The following is a 21445-nucleotide window of genomic DNA, read 5'->3' on the forward strand; positions in this document are numbered from 1 at the left end:
GAATTCGATAGGCTAGCGCAGTGAAACCAGAGCAACTAGAACTACTGACTACTGTATCTGCGCCCAGCCTGAGCCCGGATGCAGGCCGTGCCGTGGTGTCCGCCTCCAGCCCCAGCTTCGCCTCCGATTCATACGTGGGCCAGTTGTGGTTGCTGGAGCTCGACGGCTCGGCCCCGCCCCGGCGCTTGACCCGCGGAGAATCCGACAGCGGGCCCCGGCATTCCCCGGACGGCATGTGGATCGCCTTCCTGCGCGCCGATGCTAAGGGCGTCGCCCAGCTGGCGGTGGTCGAGGCGGCCGGCGGCGAGCCGCGGGTACTGACCGAGCGAACGCTGGGCGTTGGCGATTTTGCCTGGTCCCCGGACGGCGGCTCGATTGCTTTCCTCTCCCGCACCCCCGAACCCGGCCGCTACGGCTCCATCGACGATGTCGGAGCCGGGGCCGAGGCCCCGCGGCACATCACCACCTTGAACTACCGCGGCGACGGCGTGGGCTTCACCGGGGACAAGGTACAGGAATTGTTCACGCTGGATGTTCCGGGCCTTGAGCAGGAGCCCTTTGTCCGGCCCCGGGGCCGGGCCGCGCACGGGCTCCACAAGGTGCCCGGTGGACTGCCCGAGGCGACGGCGCGCGCACTGGCCGGGCAGGATGTGGCCGATCCCTGCTACAGCCCCGATGGTCGGTGGATCTACTTTGCCGCCGCCCTGCACGAGGGGCACGACACCGACCTGCGGTCGCAGCTCTACCGCGTGCCGGCGGTCGGGGAAGCGCCGGCGGCGCCCGAGCTGGTCCTCGGTGCCGCGGACTCACCCTGGGCCTACCGGGCCCCGCGGTTCAGCAACGACGGGGCAACCCTCTTTGCCCTCGGCCAGTTCGTGGGGGAGTCGGGCACAGACTTCCTGGCCCGCCAGGTCGCCGTCTGTGCCATGGACGCCCGGGCTACGGGCGTGCGCGAGGCCGCGGTGCTGACCGACACCGACGCCGTCGACTACACCGAATGCGAGCAACTGGTTCCCCACGGACAATCCGGGGTCCTGGCACTGGCCCGGGTGCGCGGCACCGGGGAATTGCACCTGGTCACCGCCGGCGGCAACAGCTCTGTGCTGGGCTCCGGCCCGCAGGTCATCCACGGGGCGGCCTCGAACAGTGCGACCATCGTGGTGTCCTACGCGTCCCCGGACTCGCCGGGGGAGTGCGCCGCACTGGAGGGCGGTTCGCTGCGCCAGCTCACCGGGTTCGGGAACGCCCTGCGGCGGCAAACCACGCTCAGCGCCCCGCGCGAGGTCAGCTTCACCGCCCCTGACGGGTACCCGGTCCACGGCTGGATCCACCTGCCACAGGGCCCCGGCCCGCACCCGGTGCTGCTGAACATCCACGGTGGCCCGTTCTCGCAGTACGGGCCCGCTTACTTTGACGAGGCACAGGTCTATGCGGCGGCCGGGTACACGGTGCTGCAATGCAACCCGCGTGGCAGCTCGAGCTACGGCCGGGCGCACGGGACGGCCATCAGGCACGCGATGGGCACCGTGGACCTGCAGGACGTCATGGCCTTCCTTGACGGCGCCTGTGCTAGCGAGCCCGACCTGGACGAGGGGCGCGTGGGCGTCCTGGGTGGTTCCTACGGCGGCTACCTGACCGCCTGGACGATTGCCCATGAGCATCGCTTTGCCGCTGCCCTGGTGGAACGCGGGTTCCTGGATCCGCTGTCGTTCGTGGGCACCAGCGACATCGGCTGGTTCTTCGCAGATGCCTACACCGGGTCGGATCCCGAGCGGGTTGCCGCCCAGTCGCCGATGGCCAAGATCGGGCAGGTGCGCACCCCGACGTTGGTCATGCACTCCGAGGGCGACTACCGGTGTCCGGTGGAACAGGCCCAGCGGTACTATGTGGGTTTGAAGCAGCGCGGGGTGCCGACCGAGTTCGTGCTGTTCCCGGGGGAGAGCCACGGGCTCAGCCGGGGAGGGTCCCCGTGGCACCGCCGCCAGCGCTTTGAGGCAATCCTGCGGTGGTTCAACCGGTATCTGCCGGTTGACGGATCCTCGAACCAAACGGCCCCGTAACCACCCGAAGGTGCTCGGCGTCGGTGGCGGGGGCCCGGTGAACGCCGCCTTGCCACCGAGGGTTTTACCGGGCTCGGCGGAAGTCGTTGCTGGCTACGCACGATCCGGCTCCGAGCTTCACCGGCGCTTCGAGCACCCTGCCGGGCTTTGGGAGAGCGTTGCGGATCGTTCACCCCAAGCCCGGGAGCTAAAAGCCCAGCGCGTGGCGTGCCTGGTCGATTCCGGGATTCGCCCAACGCGGATATTCGTGGTTGGCGCACAGCGACCGGGTCAGTGCCTTGTCGATGTAAACGGTGCCATCCAGGTGGTCCGTCTCGTGCTGGAAGATCCGCGCTTGCCATCCGGAGAAGTTCCTCCGCCGGGGGATTCCGTCGGCGTCAAGAAAACTGGTGGAAATGTCGGCTGGCCGCTCCACCACGCCCTGGTATCCGTTGAACGACAGGCAGCCCTCGTAGAAGGCGGCCGTGCGGTCGCCGATCGGCTCGTAATGCGGATTGATGATTTCCAGGTAGTCCAGCGGCTCGCGCTCTCGCACCGTTGAGATTTCGGGGCTGGTTTCGTAGAGATCCTGAAGCACGGCAATCCGCAAGGGGATGCCCAGCTGCGGTGCGGCCAGGCCGACGCCCGGAGCATCGAGCATCACTGCGCGCATTGTCTCCAGGAATCCTCGCAACAGTTCGGGCCCGAGTTGGACGTCGAGCTCTTTGGCCTGCATCCTCAACACCGGGTGCCCGAGCTGGACGATCGGCGGAATCTCGCCAGAGTCCCTGAGGCCAACGAGGCGGGTGACTTCGCTCCGGATCCATGCGGGGGAGTAGATGGCTGATTCCTCGTCATGGAGGTCCGCCATTGATTCGTTGCTCATGCGTTGGCACCTTGGGTGATTGGTCGTGTGGCGGTGGTTTGCAAGGCGTTCAGCCGGCTGGCCAGGCGTGCAGCGTCCAGTTCCGGGAGGTGGCTCAGCGACTCCGAGAAGTCCTCCTGCGCGAGCAGGTCGAGGCGGATGTTGTGGTCGTACAGGACGTCGATGGCGTTGGCGAGTCGGCGCAGCCCAAACGGGGTCATGGCGGCAGCACCTGGTACGCCGGAAATAACCCAGTGGTTGAATTCCTTGGCCAGTTCCAGGTAGTCAAGCGTCGAGGTCAACGATTCACATAGATCGCCAAATTCGAACCAAAGTTGCCCGGGAACAGCCCGGAGTGCTCGGATGTCATGGCTGGTGGGTTTGAGAGTAGCCACCTCGTGTTGCGCCGGTGCCATGAGTCCAATCCGGTGCAATTCAGCGGCGGCCGGGGCCACCAGGAGGCTGCCGGTGTTGTAGCCGTGGCGCTGGGCATCGTCGACATCGATGCTGCGGTAGTCCCGGTGGGCATCGAGCTCGTGGACATCCATGTGCTCGCGGATTTCGGCAATGGTCGGCAAGATCAGGTGGTGATAGTACTCGTCGGCCAGAAGTTCCTCGGGCGGATAGTTCGAGGTGGTGACCAACAGGATCCGACGGCCCATGATGAATTTGAACATCCGCGCCAAAAGCATCGCATCGCCGGGGTCGTTGCAGTGGAACTCGTCGAAGCAAAGAACCTCAACGTTGCCCAGGATCGACTCGATGGATTGTTCAATGGCGCTGGTGCGAGCCACCACCCGGTCCATGCGCCTCCGGTCACTGCCGAGCGCCTCTGGCTCCTCGATCTGGGCCAAGGCCGTCGCCGTGGCCTTGTGCGCGGTGGCGTGTAACTCCCTGAAGAATTCATGGAAGTGGAATCGACGTTTGTTTTCTGTTGGAAGGGCGTCGAAGAAGGCACCCAGGATCCAGGTCTTTCCCCGGCCGGGAGGTCCCCAAAGGTACATATGGTCACCGGAGGGGGAGCCATGCTGCCGGGACAGGTGACGCTCCGCGTTTCGTGCCAGTAATCCGATCGTGCCGAGTTGCTGCGGATCGATCTCCAAGCCCTCGACCACGGCATGATCGAGAATGACGTCCTGGATTCCTCGAGTGGCGCCGGTATGTGCACCTGCATGGACGTCTGAATATTGATGTGGCATACCATCGAGTTTCCCTGAATAACTATGCAAGCGCCAAAACAGGCGGAAAAGTAGTTATGTCAACCAATAGTTATCCTTCCCAAAGATGCGGAGGAGCGGCACGAAAACGTAGATTTCGCAGAGATACTTCGGGATTTTCCACTTTCGGTCAGCTTCGGGTGCCGGCGTGCATCGAAATCCGTGGGTGCGCTCGGCGCGGGACCGCGGGCGGTTGCCGACGAGCCGCGAACCGGAAGCGCGAAAAACGGAAATTTCGGGGGAGTCGGACGCAGTCGAGGCGGGCAGCTAGATGTGCTGGAATGTGCGAATTTCACCACTTTCAGAACCATGGATATTTCGCCGATAATCTACATTATGTCAAGTTACCTTTCGAGGGCGCTTCCCCAGAGCCGATGCAGGGCCCGATTCCTGTTGTCCTATCTCGTAACAGGTGAGGCAATCTCAATACACCCGAAGCATCCGGGTGTTTTTCTTTTACACTGGGTGCCATGGGACGCGCGCTGCTGGCGTCCGACGGAGATGCCGGACCCAAGGATCCTGCTGGCTCCCTGATCTTCAGGGTGCAATTTTCCTCTGTCTCGGCCAGTGGCCGACAATTAGATCCCTGGATGATTGCGCTCGAAGGTGGCTTCCCAATCCACAACAGCACAATCTTCACAGGGCAACTCTATTTTGAGGGTCTGTGGTGGGCGACGAATCAGCACCACATCAGGTTTGAGTCTTGGAGCGAACGAGACCAACTACCAAGATTCGTGACCGTCATGTCCTGCTCGAAACTCCGGCCCTCGGACTGGAGTTTCGAGCACAATCAAGGGGTCTGTGCGCAACCCACGAATTTCTGGCCAGGTGCAACCGTTCGGTTCCGGGCGACCTGTGCCCAGTCGTCAACGTCCCCACTCCCCCGGAGAGTCGCCGGCAGGCTCCCGAACTCACTCGGTCTCTCCCGCAAACCACGGTAAAGCGATACCAATCAAGATCAACGTGTCAATGACACACTGTTGCATCAATTTATCCAAGGAGTCCCCATGCGCATTCTGGTCGTAAACCACATCAGTCTCGACGGTGTTTTGCAAGGTCCGGGGCGACCTGACGAAGATATCCGTGACGGCTTCCGGCACGGCGGCTGGGCCGAACAAGACAACGACCCGGCAATGCGAGCCGCCATGGGCGAACGGATGGGACAAGGCTTCTCCTGGCTTTTTGGCCGACGCAGCTATGACGACATGCTCACATACTGGAACCGTATCGGCGGACCATTCAAAGACGGTCTTAACCAGACAAGGAAATACGTCGCCTCCTCCACCCCCGACGCCGAACTGCCGTGGCCGAAGTCCACGCTCCTGAGCGGCGACGTCCCCGCTCAGGTGGCTGCGTTACGTGAACAGCCCGGCGGCAACCTAGTAATCATGGGCAGCGGCCAGCTCATCCGTTCCCTACTTCCCCACGGTCTCGTCGACGAGCTGCTTCTCATGATTCACCCTCTCGTGCTCGGTTCCGGCCACCGCCTGTTCGGTCCGGACGACGAAGCGCACCGGATGCGGCTTGTCGCCTGTACTCCCACCGCCACGGGAGTCCTGATGGCGACATACCAACCGACCCAGCTCGCGTGAGAAGCACAAACATTCGCGAAACCCGTTGCCACGGGAAGGGGTTCGCAGTCTTCACGGTAGTGTCGTCGCCAGTTTCCATCAAACGCCACTCATCCCGGTAAGCGTCCAGCTCATGGCAGTCAAATGGCACTCACGCACCGGGTTTTCTCCACACGGCATGCCCGGCCAGCAATGTACGCCTTGTTCTGCCCAGTCGCACTTGATTTGGATCCCCAACGAAATGCTTTGGATGGCCAAAATTGTGTGAACAGATAGCCTTGGCGGCCCGCGCTCCGCGCATTCTCTCGGGCGGTTCCTATGCGACACGATTGATTCTGTGAGTTCAAAGATGAAGGCCAATGGACGATATGAAATGTGCCAAAAAGCGTCCACCACTGCACCAACAATCGACACGTTTTCGACATTAACCGGCTAACCGTCACGAGTCCCCGCTGTTGCGTCCCACCCCGGAAAACTCTGCCGTTTCTGGCTCCACCTGGTGCCGATGTTCCCCGTGCACCTGGTCGTCGGCTTCAACATCTCCAAGCAACGGACCCTACCCACCGAAGTCGGGTGCGACTGGGTGTTCAGCAACCGCGGGGACCACTGCAGGCCGGGACCCGCTGGGTCGTCAAGCGAACCAAGACCTGGTACGCCCACCGATGCGATGCCAGGGCAAAATGCTAGCCCTAACGATCAGCGCCGATTGTCAGTCTTTATTGATCTCATGCAGAACTAGTTGGGCCAATCGATCCACGCCGAGGCTGATCCATCCTGAACCCGCTTCCAAACGCCTTCACGGTTTCCCGTCAAGGTCTTTGTCGGGCATCCCGAATTGATCTGCCGTCCTGAGCGCCCCAAGCAAGCGCTCGGCCCCGAATGCGGCGTTGACTGGCACATGGATGGTCAGAAATCCGACGGTTGCGCACGGAGCATTATGGTACTTTCGTGAGCATGGCAAGCAGCGAGTTCGAACCATCAAGGACGCATGCCGCGAGGATCCTTCAGATCGAGGGCATACGTTCGCCTGACCGCCAGCGGTCCGACGCCTTGAGCATTCCGCAATTGTTGGACCACAACCAAGTCCCTGGTGTCGGCGTGGCCGTCGTAGACGACTTCGAAGTTGCGTGGACGAAGTCGTGGGGCGTGGCGGACGCTCAGACTGGCATGACCGCCACCGACCAGACGCTCTACCAGGCAGCATCGATTACTAAACCACTGGCAGCGATGGCGTCGCTTAAGGCCGCTCAGCTCGGGCTGTTCGATATCGACCAGGACATCAACACAATCCTCAAGAGCTGGAAGCTTCCGGATGCTCCGTTCGGCGGAGAGGTTGCCGTCACACCGAGGATGCTAATGAGCCACACCTCCGGCCTCGGCGACGGATATGGTTTCCCCGGATATGAACCGGGCAAGCCGCTACCGACTGTGCTGCAAATCCTCGACGGCCAATCGCCCTCGCCATTACCTGCTGTACGGCTGGTCCGTCCGGCCATGACGGCCTACCAGTATTCAGGTGGCGGTATCGAGGTACAGCAGCTCGCGCTCACAGATACCGTGGGGGCACCCTTCACACAGATCATGCTCGACTGGGTCCTTCGACCGATCGGCATGACCAACAGCACCTACGAGCAGCCTTTGCCGGCCGAGCTCGAACGCGGGGCTGCCCGCGCCCACAACCACACGGGTGCGACGATGGGAGCACCTTGGCACGTATATCCGGAGCAGGCTGCAGCTGGGTTGTGGACGACGCCCGGCGACCTCGCCAAATTCGTCGTCGAGATTCAACGGACGCTGGCCGGACGGTCGTCGCTTGTCCTGAACCAATCGACGATGCGGAACATGGTCACACCGGTCGGCGTAGGCCCATTCGCAGTCGGCTTCATCGTGTCCAAGAAAGGTGAGGGATGGTACTTCGAGCACGACGGCGACAATTGGGGCTTCAAGGCTCAATTAATCGGACACGTCGCCAAGGGCTACGGCGCGGTGATCATGACCAACGGCGACAACGGCCTACCAGTGATAGCGGAGATCCAAGACCGGATCGCCAAAACGTACGGCTGGGACCTACCCGAACGGCCCTCGGATGGTTGAAGCCAGGCAATAACCGGCCCCTGATTCGCTCGACGATGACCACGCTGCGGGTTCTCGAGTTCGGGGCGGGATCGCTGTCCCGCAGGAAATTCCCCTTGCGGGACTCGCGCCCTGCGCACGGGGTACCAGGGCCAACTTCGCTTTGCAGCTGGAATCGGGGTCCCTGCTTGTCCATGGCCAGGATTTCTCCTGCCCTCACCCGGACGTCAACCCGCCGCCGGGTCGGTGCAAGGTACCCGGAAGATGCAGCTCCAGGTGCTGCCGTTCACCCACTTTTCACCGCCACGTACCTATGGCAACGCTCGGTGGCAACCTTCGGCGGTCATGGTTGAGGCGTGAAGGTTGCCATAGTTGCTGAATCGTTCTTTCCCGAGATGAACGGGGTCACCCATTCGCTGCTAAAGGTCTTGCAGCACTTGGATGCCCGCGAGGACCAGGTCTTGGTCATCGCCCCGTCGACGCTGGAGAATGCGCCTCCCACAGTGGAAGGCGCAACCGTGAGGCGGCTGCCGGCCGTCCCACTGGCCGGATACCGGAACATCCGGGTTGCCTTTGGTGGGGTGGTGCGGGTGAAGGCCCTGCTGGCCGAGTTCAATCCCGACGTCGTCCACCTGGCATCGCCATTTGTCCTGGGCTGGCGTGCCGTCAGGGCCGCCGCGGCCCTGGGTATTCCGTCCGTGGCTGTCTACCAGACCGACGTTCCGGGCTACGCAGCCCGTTACGGCATGCCGTTTTTGGAAAACTGGGCGTGGCAGCGTGTGAAGCGGATCCACGTGGCAGCGACCAAGACTCTTGTCCCCTCGAGCGACTCGATGCAAAAGCTGCAGGGCCACGGCATCCCGAGGCTGGAGCTGTGGCGCCGCGGTGTGGATACCGCACGCTTCCACCCCGACAAGCGAAGCGCGGAATTCCGCCGCAAGGTTGCGCCCCAAGGACAAAAGATCATCGGCTATGTGGGGCGTCTGGCCCTCGAAAAGCAGGTGGAAGACCTGGCCGTCCTGGCCGAGATCCCCGACACCCGGCTGGTAATCGTCGGCGACGGTCCGCAGCGCGAGGCGCTCGAGTCGCTTCTTCCGACGACCCATTTTGCGGGCTTCTTGGGCGGCGATGAACTAGCCACCGCCATGGCCTCCTTCGACCTGTTTGTGCACCCGGGGGAACTCGAAACCTTCTGCCAAACCATTCAGGAAGCCATGGCCTCGGGGGTCCCCGTCGTCGCCACCGGGCGGGGCGGCCCCGTGGATCTCGTGGATTCCTCGCGCACGGGCTGGCTATACGCACCGGGCAACCTGGAGCAAATGCGCACCTACGCCATGGACCTCATCGGTGACGACGCCAAACGTGCGGCCTTTGCGGCCGCAGCTTTCCAGCAGGTCCAAGGCCGCAGCTGGCACGTGGTTTGCGAACAACTCATGAACCTCTACGCCGAAGCCATTGCCGAGCACCCGCGGCTTCGGCTCGCCCTGTGACCATGCAAATGAGAATTACAGCTAGCGGTGCAGGATTTCTTGGCCCGGGGCGCGCGCTCACGCTGGCCCAAACTCAAGTGGATCGAGTGCGCGTTGGCGCCGACACGGATGCGGCTCGAGGCGCGCAGACGGGCCGGGGCGCAGTTTCCTTCCTTCCGCCCGGCGTTGCCGACCGGTTGGAGGAGGTGCACGTCCTGTGCGTTGGGAATCTGCGGCCCAAGGCGGCTGACGAGAGTGATTTGCAGTTCCTGGCGTCTTCGATTGACACTCGGTTGCCGCAACCGAAGGCGCCGGCGTCACGGCCAGCAGGCTAGCCCCGCATGCTTGACCATGAACCGGGCCGCTACGTAGCCCTGGGCGATTCCTTCACGGAGGGAGTCGGGGATATCAGCAAGCGGCGTCCCAACGGCGTCCGGGGCTGGGCCGACAGGGTAGCCGAGGCCCTCGCGAGCGATTGTCCGGGCTGGGAATACGCGAACCTCGCCATCCGCAGCAAGCGACTTCGGCACATCATCGCGGAACAGCTGAAACCGGCCATCGCCTTGGAACCAACGCTCATCACGCTGTACGCCGGAGGCAACGATGTCATGGACCTTGGGACGAAGATTGCCGACATCTTGGCCGACTATGAATTATTGGTCCGCCGGCTGGCACGCACGGGTGCAACACTGGTCCTTTTCACCGGTTACGACGTGGAGGTTTCACCCATCTTGGGGCCCTTGCGCCGCAAGAACCATGCCTACAACGACGGCGTCCGGCTCATCGCCGAGAAGTACGGTGCCGTCCTGGTGGATTACGCGACCTTTGCCGCCTATGCGAACACCCGAATGTGGGGTCCCGATCGGCTGCATATGTCCAAGGCCGGGCACAAGTACATGGCAGCGAGGGTCCTGGATGTCCTCGAGGTGCCGCACGGCATCACGCATCGGGACAAACAGAAGGCACCGCGCGGCGTCCGGCAGCGGGCTCGGGAACACCATGCTTGGGTCACCCAGTGGGTGCTGCCCATGTTCGGGCGCAAGCTCCGGGGGACCACGCTGGGCGACGCCCTGAGCCCCCGGTGGCCCGATCCGGTGCGGGTGCCGCCGAAGAAGGGCCTGAAGAAACTGACCCGATAAGGCGGTGCCTGCACGGCGTACCGTTGCCGCTCGTGCCCTGCCTGCGCCCTGCTCCAGTGGTGCCGGGATTTCCTGACAGGGTCCCGCCCGTCGCGGCTCGGTTGCGCTCCGGTACAGTTCCGCGCGGCGACGCCCGGTCCCGGGGAAGGCCGCCATCTCCCGGGCTGTGAAATCCTATGCCGAGCGAAGTATTCCCATGATGACGATATCCTCGTACTTTCCGCGAACCCAGGCGTGCTGGCGCTGACGACCCTCGACCACGAATCCCGCCTTCTCATATGCGCGGATCGCCCCAAGGTTGGACTCGATCACTTGCAGGTGGACTCGACGCAGGTTGCAGCGCACGAAGGCAAACTCAACGATTTGTGAGATGGCTGCGCTCCCGATGCCTTGTCCACGAGCTTCGGGAACCAATGCGATACCGACTTCCGCGTGGCGGGCGAGCTCGTCGAAATCGAATAGCGAAACACTGCCGACGGCGGCACCATCCACGTCGACCACGAAACGCACGTTCTGGCTTGAATCATCAGCATCGCCCTGCGCCAGCCGGCTCTTGAAAACCTCCCTGGTCAGCGGCGCAGGCGATGCCGCGCTGCGCTCCTCCCAGGTGGCTAGATCGCCAGCGATTCGGAACAAGACGTCAAAGTCGTCTGCGGAACGGGAACGAAGCATGACGGCTCGCGGTCTGGACATGCTCAGGATCCTACCAATCAACGCCAGCGGGCAGACAGCAATGGGCCTAAAAGCCGCCGACAAGACCCAATGGCCGCCGGTTGGGTCCTGACAGTTGTCGGCAGGTTCTTTGAAATTGTCCTGCCACGCGACATTCCTGGTCGCCTCCGGAAGGCAGGGGCGGTGCCGCCAGTGTCGGAGCCATACTGGTCCCGGCCGATGACGCCATCGGCGTTGGACGACGGCGCTTTGGAAACGCCGGCTCCAAGCCCCCGGGGAAATCCGAACCCTGTGCACACAATCGGCCCTTCCGCAGGCCCCTCACCGCGTCAATCCCTCTTTTGAAGGTTTCGGCGGAAGCCGCACCTTCAAGAGAGGGACGTTCACTGGTAGGAAACGAACCACGGCTTCGGGTCGATATCGAAGGTCTTTTTCGGGGTGAACGTCGGCGAGTCCTCGTCGATGAAGTTCTTCCACCCCATCCAGATCCCGTCGGGCAGGTCGAGGCGCAAGCTCTTCCACGTGGCCATCTTCATCCCCGGTGTCCCGTTGCCGTCGGCGTGCACGACCATCGCCAGTTCGGGGTGCGATGTGTCCAGCGCGGCCCGGTCGCGAATCATGCTCCGCGTGAATTGGTGCAGGATGACGATCTTCTGCGGCAGTTTTTGCTTGCGTGTCAGCTCGGCCAGCCAGTCATTGGCGCGGTTGAGCTCGGCGGCATCCACGGAGCCGATCTGGACCATGTGGCGCTGGCCGGGCTTGAGCCTCCACTCGGGGTCGTAGGCGATGCCGACGTTGGGGTAGGTGAGCAGCTTTTCGTAGTGCTTGGCCTGGGTCAGGAAGTCGTTGCGGCCCGGCTGCAGGTCAAGCACCACGTACACGCCGGCTTCCTGGGCAGCTTTCACCCAGGGCTCGAGTCGCTCCACGGGAACGTAGCTGGAGTACTTCCCGTCCTTGCCGGCGGACGCCGAGGCAACGGTCGCGATGATCTCGAAGGCAGGTTGGACCTTTTCCTTGCTATGGGGCTGGTACTCCTCCGCGTACTTCTTGGCGCGCTTGATGGCCCCGTCAACGTCTTGTTCGCCGAGCAACCCCAGGGAAGCCGTTCCTGGTGTCCCGTACAGCGCGACCATGCGCCGGTCCGGGAACACGATCTGCCCGCCGCCCGGGAGCTGCTTTCCTTCGGCAGCCGTTGCCGCCAGTGCCGAGAAATCCTTGGTTTTCCCGAACCCGTTGCCGATGGCATACAGCTCCGAGGCCGCATGGTTCTGGAAGAATTCCTGGTTCTTCGCAGCCCGCGGGTCGTCCGAGTCCATGGTGTGGAGGTCCGCCCCTGCTGCTTGGGCCGTGGCAAGTGCGGGACCTGCAGCTTTCGCAGCCTTCTCCCCCGCGCGCACGACGACGGCGAAGCCTGACTCCGTGGTGCCTTCGGCGTGGTCGACTTCAGGCAGGTCGGCGTTGGAGGCCGACCCGTCGACGACGTCCAGGCCGCCCGCCAACGAATCGGACAGGGCTCCGTAGGCAATGAGGGTGCGTGCGCCCAGACGCCCCAACTCGGAGCCAAAGTCCTGCTGATCCGAAGCATCTTCCGGTGCGCCGTCGGGTGCCACGAGCAACGGAACACCTAACGTGCGGGCCATTTTGGCGGCGTCGTCCTGCGCACCGTCCTTGCCCAGGACGACAACAGCGGGTGCTTTCTCGAAGAACGCCTGGCTGGATTCCAGGGCCATGTCTTCGGTGTCCCCGCCAATCCGGCCGAAGCCAGGCACGGGATCGGCCAACACCACGACGTCGCGGGTTTTCTCCGATTGTGAGCCGAAGGCTCCTGCCTCGCCCCTCGGCTCCGCTGCCGTGCACCCGGCCACTACGAGAACAAGGGCTAGTCCGCAACTGGCTGCACGGAGACCATTCGTGGCCCAATTAACCATTTCTTTCCTCTCCCGTTGACCTTGGCCATGGATTTTCATCTGTCCCGCCATAACGTGGCTTCCTGGTCGGGAAGATCCCCCGGGCCGTTGGTGCGACCCGGAGTACGGGATCCCCCGTCAAGGGATGTCCACCAGGCACGAGCCTAGCAACAATGCTCCGGTGGCACCCGATTGTTCCGGACCGGTGCCGAGCGCGTGGCAGCCATGGTGACCCTGCTCGTTGGTCACCGTGCGGAGGGAAGATCCGACCGCCCGTGAACCGCCCTGCACGTTGCACGCCGCGGGCTGCCTGCCCATCGCCAACGCTTCGCCCCGCCGGCCATAGAGCGCTTGGGCTATTGGCCGGGTCCGCACGGTGGTCGGAGGCCTATCCTGAAGCATGGGTGCATTTGTTCTGGTGGCCTTTGTGGTCCCCGTGCCGGTAGGTCTGGTCTTTCCCCGGAGCAGTTGGCCGCTGCACATCACGGTGGTGCGTTTTGATACGCGGGAATCCGCCGACGTCGTGCGCGCCCGTCTGGATGTTGCGCTGCCGGCGTTGCTTGGCTTCGGGGTTCGCATCGGAGCGGATGCACAGTTCGGCCGAAACGCGTCGGTGCCGGTATCGCTGGTGGAGCCGGAGCCGGCCATGCAGCGTCTCCACATCGCCGCGCTGGATGCCTTGGGGCCGCAGGTCCACCTGCCCGGCGCGCAGCACAACGGACCGAATTACCGCCCGCACGTCACCCATGCCGAAAGCCGTCTGCGGCCCGGGGGCCGGATCCGGATTCGGCAGGCGGCGCTGGTGGACATGCGTCCGGACAACGACCCGCGGCTGCGCCGGGTCCTGGCCGTCTGGGAGCCGGCCCCAGGAGCGCCCGGCATGGGCGGACACCAAGTGGACCGGTCCTAGATATCGCAAATGGACGAGATCCGGGCGCACTGTGCTGAAGCGATGCCCCATGCGGCTCCATTCGGCGTTCGGTCCGCGTGGGGTGGGATCGCTGCAACGGGTTCGGCACAGCGCATGCGGTCCGACCCACCGGGCCCGCGCCTTCCATGGCTCGGCTTGGACGTAAGCGGCCATGGGTCGCCCGCGGAGAGGCCTGCGTGGGGCATGGCCACGACCGTGGGGGTTCGTTCTGGGTGGCGCATCACCGTGCGCCAACAAATGCCCTTCCCCCGGCCCGCAATTTGTAGTAGCACTCCCCCGCCCGCCGACTGCCACGTTGCACGGCCGGCTCGGTTGAAAGGGCCTCGTTCGTCGATGTATCACGAGGTTGGAGCCTGGTTTGGGGGCTTTGGCACAAGCTTGCCACTCCGGCACCGGCTTGCGGGTATCGCCGGTTATGGGGCCCATCCCGGGGATTGGCCGGCCCGTCTTCATCGAGAACGCGCGGGGCTGTGGGGCCGAAGTGTTGCCGCGGCCATTGTGGCTTTCGCCATGGCTTAACTATAGTGGACACCACCCCTTTGAACACCGTTCAATTGGACGGTGTTCAACTGGACGCCGACCAGGGTTGAAACCCAGAAAGATCCTTCCCATGACCAAGAACAGCCTCCTTCCAAATCGCCCTGCCCCGCGGCGACTCGACGCCACCAGCCTCGCACGGGTCGCCATCTTTGCGGCGATTGTCGCCGTGATGGGCATGCCCGGCGGGTTTGCTGTCGCGGGCGGCGTATCCATCACCCTCCAGACCCTCGGCGTGATGATCGCCGGAGCCATTCTCGGGCCGTGGCTTGGCGCCCTCTCGATGACGGTGCTGATGGCACTTGTCGCGATCGGCCTGCCCCTGCTGGCAGGCGGCCGCGGTGGCATCGGAGTGTTCTTCGGGCCTTCGGCGGGATACCTTGCCGGCTGGATCCTTGGCGCCTTCACCATCGGCCTCATCGTGCATGCGGGGGGACGCAAGCCGGTGCTGTGGCGGACCCTCCTCGGCATGCTGGTCGGCGGCATCCTGGTGATCTACGCCGTGGGGGTCCCCGTGCAGAGCCTGGTGACGCGCCTCCCGCTGGGCGAGACGGCGGTGTTGAGCCTGGCCTTCATCCCCGGCGACCTCATCAAGGCCGTGACCGCGGCGGCTATCGTGATGACGTTGGTCCGGGCCTACCCGCGTGCCTTCAACCGCGTGTGGGCCACGAAGAAGCCCCCGGTGCTGGAGCCGGCCAAGTGATCACCACGGTCGACGGCGCGGATCCCGGCCTGCTCGAGCAACTGAGGCGGATCCGCGAAGCGGGAAACGTTCCGCTGGTCACGGATCCCAGATGGACGCCGGCGCACCGCGCCGCCATGGCCGCCGCGGCCGCGAAGGCGGAGCTCCCCGGGGAAACCGCGTGGGCGACGCTCACCTCCGGCAGCAGCGGTGCGCCGCGCATCGTGCTGCGCAGCGCGGAATCCTGGGCGGCCTCGTTCGCTGCCGTGTGCGGATTCCTGGGTGCCGGAAGCGGTCAGCACGTGGCGCTTCCGGCGCCGCCGTCCTCCTCGCTCACCCTGTTTTCGCTCGCCCACGCCCTTGCGGGCGGCCCCCGCCCGTTGCTGCGCATCGGCCCGGACGCCGATGCCTTGCACGGCACTCCGCAGGCGCTTCGGGCCGTGCTCGACGCCGGCGCGCCCCCGCGGCTGCGTGCGGCGCTGGTCGGCGGTTCCCACCTCGACCCGGCGCTGCGCGAGCGTGCCGAAGCCGCGGGCATCCGGGTCACGGCCTACTACGGCGCCGCCGAGCTGTCCTTCGTGGCCTGCGACACGGGCGACGGGCTGCGTGCCTTCCCCGGGGTCGAGCTGGACATCCGCGATGGCGAGTTGTGGGTGCGCTCGCCCTTCATCGCCTCCGGGTATGCGGGCGCGCCCGGCCCGTTGCGCCGGGACGGGGCCTGGGCCACGGTCGGGGACCGGGCGGAACTCCTCGACGGCCGACTGCGCCTGTTGGGACGGGCCGACGACGCGATCCTCAGCGCCTCGGCGACGATCGTGCCGGAGGAAGTGGAGGCGGTGCTGCGCGCGATCCCGGGCGTTCGCGATGCGCTCGTGTTCGGGCTGCCGCGCGGTCTCGTCGGCGCCCTGGTCTCGGCGTTGCTGGAACTGGACGGCGAGGCACCGGTCGATGTCCGGCAGCTTGCCGCCGGCCGGCTGGGAGCGGCGCACCGGCCGCGGCGCTGGTTCACCGGCAGGATCCCGCGGACCGCCTCGGGCAAGCCCGCACGCGCCGAGGCCCTGCGCCTGGTCCTCGCCGGGGAGGTGGTTTCCCTTGCATGCTGAGAATGATCCGGTGGTGATTTCCGCCCGGCGCACCCCGATCGGCACCCGCGGCCGTGCCCTGGCGCTCCTGCGCGTCGAGGAGCTGGCGGCGCCGGTGATCCGGGCGGCCCTGGAAGACGCCGCAGCGGTACACGGCGCGCCGGTCACGGTGGCCGATGTCGTCCTGGGCAACTGCATGGGACCGGGCGGGAACCCCGGCCGCATCGCCGCGCTTGCGGCCGGGCTGGGCCACGAGGTTCCCGGCGCCACCGTGGACCGGCAATGCGGCAGCGGACTGGCTGCCGTGCTCGATGCCGCGGCAGCGATCCGTACCGGGGACCGGCGGATGCGAGTGGCAGGAGGTGTGGAAAGCGCCTCGACGGCTCCGGTGCGCTCGGTGGGCGGCGTTCCCTACGACCGGGCGCCGTTCGCCCCGGCGGGCTTCAGCGACCCGGGCATGCTCCGGGCCGCCGAGGACCTCGCCGCGCGCGACGGGATTTCTCGCGCCCGGCAGGATGCCCATGCCGCTCGCAGCCACGCCCGCGCCCGGGCGGCACGGGACGCCGGCCGCTTCGAGGCCGAGCTGGTGCCGTTGGCCGGGCTGTGGCACGACGACGCGATCGGCGGCGCAGAGCGGCTGCTCCCCCGCCTGCCCGCGCTGTTCCCCGGCGGCACGCTCACCGCCGGCACGTCCACGAGGATCGGGGACGGTGCCGCCGCCCTGGTGCTCGCGCCGGCCGGGGCCGGGCCAGGCCTCGCCATCCGGGCCTCCGCCGTGGTGGGCTGCGATCCGGCGTATCCGGGCATCGGTGCCGCAGCTGCCATCCAGGCGGCCCTGGAATCGGCCGGAGTGGTCCTGGCGGACATCGCGGCACTGGAAATCGTGGAGGCGTTCGCCGCCCAGAGCCTGGCGGTGCTGGATCGGATCGGTCTCGCCGGGGACGATCCGCGGTTGTCGGCCGACGGCGGCGCCCTGGCGCTCGGCCACCCGTGGGGCGCCAGCGGTGCGATCGCCGTGGTGCGGCTCTTCAGCCGCCTCGTGCGCGCCGGGGCACCGGCTGGGACCCGTGGCATTGCCGCGGCGTCCATCGGCGGCGGCATGGGGATCGCCGCCGTGCTGGAGGTCGTCCGATGAGCCGGAACGGACTCCACCTCAAGAACGTCGGGGTGCGCCTGGGAGACACGGACGTGCTGCACGACGTCTCCCTGGATCTCGACGCGCGCACCGTGGCGGTCATCGGGGAAAACGGCTCGGGCAAATCCACCTTCGCCCGGTTGGTCGGCGGCCTGCTCCCCCGGGCCTCGGGCGAACTGGGCGTGCTGGGGCTCGACCCGGCCCGCCGGGCAGCCGAGCTGCGCCGCCGCATCGCCATCGTCTTCAGCAACCCGGACGCCCAGATCATCATGCCCACCGTCGCCGAGGACGTCGCCTTCTCGCTGCGCGCGGACCGGCTCCCCACGGCAGAGCTCGAGGAGCGGGTGGCCGCGGCGCTGGAGCGGTTCGGCCTCACCGACCTGGCCGAGCGCGCCTCCCACGACCTCTCCGGCGGGCAGAAGCAGATGCTCGCGCTGTGCGGCGCGTTCGTGCGCAACCCGGAACTGGTCATCGCGGACGAGCCGACCGCCTATCTGGATGCGCGCAACGCCCGGAGGGTCGCCGACCACCTCTTCGAGGACACCGGCCACCGCCTGGTGCTGGTCACCCACGATCTCGCGCTGGCCGCGCGCTGCGACCAAGCGGTGCTTTTCGCCGGCGGTTCCCTGGTTGCCCACGGCGAACCGGACGGGATCATCGCCAGGTACGAGGCGGTGCTGGCATGCTGACGCTCTACAAGCCGGGAACCGGATGGCTGCACCGCATGCCAGCCGGCCCGAAGCTGCTGCTGGTCCTGTCGGTGGTGCTCGGAGTGTCGCTGCTGCCATCGCACTGGTTCTCGGCGGGCCTCGCCGCGGCGGCGGGCATCCTGGGCTATGCGTTGGCCGGACTCGGTCCCGGGCTGCACGGGATCCGGGAACTGGGCCGCCAGGTGTTCGCCATCCGCTGGATCATCGTGGTCACGCTCGCCAGCCAGCTGGTCTTCATGGGCCCGGAACCCGCGCTGGCCAACGCCGCCCGGGTCGGGGCCGCGATCGTGCTCGCCGCACTGCTCGCGCTCACCACGCGGGTCACGGAGCTGCTGGACGCCATCGAAACCGGGCTGCGCCCCCTGGCACGGCTGGGCCTGGACCCGCAGCGGATCGCGTTGCTGCTCACGGTGACCATCAGCACCATCCCGGTGCTCGGCCGCCGGGCGTCCGAGGTGCGGGATGCGCAGCGGGCGCGGGGTGCACGGAACAACCCGCGCACCTTCGTCGTCCCGTTCCTGATCGTGGCGCTCAAGCACGCGGACGAGCTGGGCGATGCGCTCACCGCCAGGGGCGTGCGATGAGCCCGGACCGGCCGAACGTCCTTGGTCCGGTCGTCGATGGCCAGACGCGCTGCGTGCACTACCGGACCGAGCTGGACGTGATTGCGGTCAAGTTCGCGTGCTGCGGCGAGTTCTACCCGTGCCACCTCTGCCACGCCCAGACAGCCGACCACCTCGCAACGCAGTGGCCGCTGGATTCCCGCGGCGAGCCGGCCGTGCTTTGCGGCGTCTGCGGGCACCTGCTGGCGATCACCGAGTACCTCGGCACCGACTCGTGCCCGGATTGCGCCGCATCGTTCAACCCGGGATGCAAGCTGCACAGCGAGCTGTACTTCCAGGGTTGAAGAGGGAAGCCTGGATCGCCGTTGTCGAGTTGGGCAGCGGCGGTCGGTGCTTGTGCGGAGCATCGCAGGCTTCCAATATTCCCGATTCCGGATAGGGTTCAAGCAGGAGCCGATCGGCAGGGGGCACTGGATCATGGCAGCCGAACATTCTTGCAGCGCCTGCGGTCGCGAGGTCAGCGACCACGATCGGCACATCCGCTTTGCGCTTCCCGATCCCGTACTGCACACCGCCGAGCAACACCACGCCCCGGGGTCCTGGCTGAGCCATGACACACCGAACACCTCGGTCATGATGCAGATCCAGGGAATCGGTGCGTTCGTCAGGGCGCTGCTGCCGGTCTCCCTCAGCGGGGGCCACCGGCTCACCTTCGGCGTATGGGTGGCGATCAACCCCGCCGAATTCTTGGAGACCTTTTCGACCTGGTGGACACCCGAATACGCGGATCTGCACCTTCAGGGGTACCTGGCGAACGCCGTCGGCCCGTGGGGGCTGCTGGGGGCGCCGGTTGTCTTGGAGGTCAAGGACATTGACCACACCCCCTATTGCGTGGACAGCGAGCAGTTGGACCTGGCAGAGGTCCTGCACAAGGAATGGCCGCACGAAATCCTCGACGGGCTCCCCGCGTAGAGCGCGATGCGCCTGCCTCCGGCGGCCCAGCGGTCCCTGGCCTGGGCGTTGGCGTTTGCCCCGGCAATTGCCGTGCGACCCTGGCCAAGAACACCCAGTGCGCCACCCGGCACCGGGTAGACCCTGGCCCGGTTCTCACCAATCAAACCCATCGTTGCCGCCCGGGCGGCAAGTGTCGCGTCGCCGATCGGGATGCTGCACGGCCCCTTGCCCACTCGCGCCTGGCGCGTTCAAGCAACAGGTCCTGCCCTGCACTCCCCCGGTGCAACTTCGTCTCGTTCGGCCTGCGTCCAAATAGGTGGAGGCCATCCCTTCGAGCCCCGTCCATGAGGGAGCGAAAAATTTCGTCTTCGGGCGCCGTCCAGCCGAAACGCACATCGAATCGGTCACCCCGCGCGTCGGTTCCACGCTGCTCCCGCGCGATGCCGGCAGCCAGGGACAGACAAGGAACCCACCTCATGCCGAGCCAATGCCCCTGTGGACTGCGGGCATCCGTCCGGTGCACGCAGCAGTGACTCCTATTTCCTCGTCGTGAACTCGATGCGAATCCGCCCAAGCTCGGCGCGCGGGAGCACCGCAGTCACCACGGCTCCCCCTTCGAGTGCCGCGCCGATGCCGTAAACGAACGGATCCGTGTCGATCTCCGCGGCCGGCGCCTCGACACGATCGACCAGGACCGTGACCCGGCCGTTAACCGAGCCGGGGGTCACCTCGGGGGCCGGGTGGTCCCACGGGTTGCCTCCAAGCCCACGTTTCTCGCGGAACTGGTTCACGAGGATGGAGTTGACGTGCTCGACCAGCACGCTGCCGACCGAAGAACGGTCGGAGGAGTCGCGGTTCCAGGTGGTTCGCACGGCCTCCCAGAGCTGCGGATATCGCATGCGTTCCACGTGCTCCAGCAGCCATGCGGGACGGGGCCACGGCGGGACGTCCTCGATGGCCAGGCGCGTCTGTTCGTCGAGGTCCGCGAGATTGACCGGATCCGAGCGGTCATCCGGGTTCCGCCACAGAACATAGCTGAGGCTCGCCGTCATGTCGCTGTACCCGCGATCGTCCAGGCCAGATGCCAGGCCGACCCAGCCCGGGTCCTCCAACGAGGGCTGGGGAACGAGCCCCCTCACCGGGACCGGCATGAGCTTGAGTTGTTCCGCCTGCTCGATCCGCGGATCGGGTGCGTCTTCGGGAAGGATGCCATCCATTCTCATGCTCCGAGTATGGGCCACGGACGTGCCCCTTGGACCGAAACGCGAAGAAATGGTTTCCGGCGCCCATCGGTCCGCGGGACGTTCCCCCAAATGCACCGGCACAATTCCGGTGCCACATGTGGGTGTGGCACCCGGTCGAACCCTGGGGTCGAGACACTCAGCAATCCCGTACAGGAAGCTCGTGCCTCGCACGCAAGGTAGAGGAGGAGCGCCGTTGTCAGTGGATCCTTTCGGTCAGGGACACGTTGATCCCCTCCGGTCCCCGCACGTAGGCCATGCGCCAGTAATCCTCGTACTCGCCGACGCCGCCGACCAGTCCGTATCCCTGCGCGGCCAGCCGATCGACCAGCACCGGCAGGTCGTCGACCTCGAAACACACGTTGCGCAGCCCCAACTCGTTGGCCATCGCGTCCGGGGATCCCGACACATGGTCGGGCCGGACGAAACGCGCCAACTCCAGCCGGGCGCCGTCCGGGGACCGCAGCATCAGGATCTCCGTGCGGGAATCGGGTATGCCGCACACCGTGTCCAGGAACTCGCCTTCGACGAATGTGCGGCCCTCGACCTCGAGACCAAGGTCGACAAAGAACTTCGCCACGGTGTCAAGGTCCGCCACGGTGACGCCGACGTGGTCGAAACGTTCTATCCGTGCCATGCGATGCTTCCTCCGGTGTTC

At 65.8% G+C, this 21445-nt stretch carries 19 protein-coding genes; 13 read left to right on the forward strand and 6 right to left on the reverse strand.

Going from position 1 to position 21445, the window contains the following annotated elements:
* Positions 1-20: 20 nt before the first annotated feature.
* Positions 21-2060 (forward strand): S9 family peptidase, encoded by a 2040-nt coding sequence (locus BLJ79_RS12130; RefSeq protein WP_071215006.1) that lies wholly within the window; start codon positions 21-23, stop codon positions 2058-2060.
* 187 nt (positions 2061-2247) lie between these two features.
* On the opposite strand, the gene BLJ79_RS12135 is transcribed toward BLJ79_RS12130, so the two are convergent.
* Together BLJ79_RS12135 and zapE are read right to left on the reverse strand one after the other, a co-directional pair.
* Entirely contained in the window at positions 2248-2925 is a 678-nt protein-coding gene (locus BLJ79_RS12135; protein WP_071215007.1) for a peptide deformylase, read from the reverse strand.
* A complete protein-coding gene (gene zapE, locus BLJ79_RS12140; RefSeq protein ID WP_083411252.1) occupies positions 2922-4103 on the reverse strand; it encodes a cell division protein ZapE in 1182 nt (393 codons plus the stop codon). Before zapE ends, BLJ79_RS12135 begins: the two co-directional genes overlap by 4 nt.
* Positions 4104-5128: 1025 nt before the next feature.
* On the opposite strand from zapE, the gene BLJ79_RS12145 reads away from it, so the two are divergent.
* The 4 genes from BLJ79_RS12145 (at position 5129) to BLJ79_RS12160 (ending at position 10373) form a co-directional block, all read left to right on the forward strand.
* Positions 5129-5713: a dihydrofolate reductase family protein gene (locus BLJ79_RS12145; RefSeq protein WP_071215009.1), complete on the forward strand. Its 585-nt coding sequence runs from the start codon at positions 5129-5131 to the stop codon at positions 5711-5713.
* Positions 5714-6646: 933 nt separating this feature from the next.
* Complete coding sequence (locus BLJ79_RS12150) at positions 6647-7786, forward strand: serine hydrolase domain-containing protein (protein WP_083411277.1); 1140 nt, start codon at positions 6647-6649, stop codon at positions 7784-7786.
* A 335-nt stretch (positions 7787-8121) separates the two neighbouring features.
* A complete protein-coding gene (locus BLJ79_RS12155; protein ID WP_071215011.1) occupies positions 8122-9255 on the forward strand; it encodes a glycosyltransferase family 4 protein in 1134 nt (377 codons plus the stop codon).
* Positions 9256-9575: 320 nt separating this feature from the next.
* Positions 9576-10373, forward strand: coding sequence for an SGNH/GDSL hydrolase family protein (locus BLJ79_RS12160; protein ID WP_071215012.1), 798 nt, complete (start codon positions 9576-9578; stop codon positions 10371-10373).
* A gap of 174 nt (positions 10374-10547) precedes the next feature.
* Here the strand turns inward: BLJ79_RS12160 and BLJ79_RS12165 are convergent, their stop codons facing one another.
* Together BLJ79_RS12165 and BLJ79_RS12170 are read right to left on the reverse strand one after the other, a co-directional pair.
* Complete coding sequence (locus BLJ79_RS12165; protein WP_071215013.1) at positions 10548-11066, reverse strand: GNAT family N-acetyltransferase; 519 nt, start codon at positions 11064-11066, stop codon at positions 10548-10550.
* A gap of 362 nt (positions 11067-11428) precedes the next feature.
* Positions 11429-12910 (reverse strand): hypothetical protein, encoded by a 1482-nt coding sequence (locus BLJ79_RS12170; RefSeq protein WP_139194844.1) that lies wholly within the window; start codon positions 12908-12910, stop codon positions 11429-11431.
* A gap of 442 nt (positions 12911-13352) precedes the next feature.
* Here BLJ79_RS12170 and BLJ79_RS12175 point away from each other — a divergent pair, with 442 nt between their 5' ends.
* The 8 genes from BLJ79_RS12175 (at position 13353) to BLJ79_RS12210 (ending at position 19564) form a co-directional block, all read left to right on the forward strand.
* The gene (locus BLJ79_RS12175; protein WP_071215015.1) at positions 13353-13862 is read left to right on the forward strand and encodes a 2'-5' RNA ligase family protein; all 510 of its coding nucleotides are present in this window, start codon (positions 13353-13355) and stop codon (positions 13860-13862) included.
* A 631-nt stretch (positions 13863-14493) separates the two neighbouring features.
* Positions 14494-15123, forward strand: a complete 630-nt coding sequence (locus BLJ79_RS12180; protein ID WP_071215016.1) for a biotin transporter BioY — start codon at positions 14494-14496, stop codon at positions 15121-15123.
* Positions 15120-16205: an AMP-binding protein gene (locus tag BLJ79_RS12185; protein ID WP_071215017.1), complete on the forward strand. Its 1086-nt coding sequence runs from the start codon at positions 15120-15122 to the stop codon at positions 16203-16205. Before BLJ79_RS12180 ends, BLJ79_RS12185 begins: the two co-directional genes overlap by 4 nt.
* On the forward strand, positions 16195-17319 hold the full coding sequence (locus BLJ79_RS12190) for a thiolase family protein (RefSeq protein WP_071215018.1): 1125 nt from the start codon (positions 16195-16197) through the stop codon (positions 17317-17319). Before BLJ79_RS12185 ends, BLJ79_RS12190 begins: the two co-directional genes overlap by 11 nt.
* Entirely contained in the window at positions 17316-18008 is a 693-nt protein-coding gene (locus BLJ79_RS12195) for an energy-coupling factor ABC transporter ATP-binding protein (RefSeq protein WP_071215019.1), read from the forward strand. The genes BLJ79_RS12190 and BLJ79_RS12195 overlap by 4 nt, the downstream gene beginning before the upstream one ends.
* Positions 18002-18613, forward strand: a complete 612-nt coding sequence (locus BLJ79_RS12200; protein WP_071215020.1) for an energy-coupling factor transporter transmembrane component T — start codon at positions 18002-18004, stop codon at positions 18611-18613. Before BLJ79_RS12195 ends, BLJ79_RS12200 begins: the two co-directional genes overlap by 7 nt.
* The gene (locus BLJ79_RS12205; protein WP_071215021.1) at positions 18610-18936 is read left to right on the forward strand and encodes a CHY zinc finger protein; all 327 of its coding nucleotides are present in this window, start codon (positions 18610-18612) and stop codon (positions 18934-18936) included. The genes BLJ79_RS12200 and BLJ79_RS12205 overlap by 4 nt, the downstream gene beginning before the upstream one ends.
* Before the next feature lie 133 nt (positions 18937-19069).
* Entirely contained in the window at positions 19070-19564 is a 495-nt protein-coding gene (locus tag BLJ79_RS12210; RefSeq protein WP_139194845.1) for a DUF2199 domain-containing protein, read from the forward strand.
* A 518-nt stretch (positions 19565-20082) separates the two neighbouring features.
* On the opposite strand, the gene BLJ79_RS12215 is transcribed toward BLJ79_RS12210, so the two are convergent.
* Both BLJ79_RS12215 and BLJ79_RS12220 read right to left on the reverse strand, forming a co-directional pair.
* Positions 20083-20763 carry a hypothetical protein gene (locus BLJ79_RS12215; RefSeq protein ID WP_286135375.1) on the reverse strand — a complete coding sequence of 227 codons (681 nt, stop codon included), beginning with the start codon at positions 20761-20763 and terminating at the stop codon, positions 20083-20085.
* A gap of 223 nt (positions 20764-20986) precedes the next feature.
* Positions 20987-21424, reverse strand: coding sequence for a VOC family protein (locus BLJ79_RS12220; RefSeq protein WP_071215024.1), 438 nt, complete (start codon positions 21422-21424; stop codon positions 20987-20989).
* Positions 21425-21445: the final 21 nt, after the last annotated feature.

The organism is Arthrobacter sp. UCD-GKA (assembly GCF_001863355.1).
GTDB lineage: Bacteria > Actinomycetota > Actinomycetes > Actinomycetales > Micrococcaceae > Paeniglutamicibacter.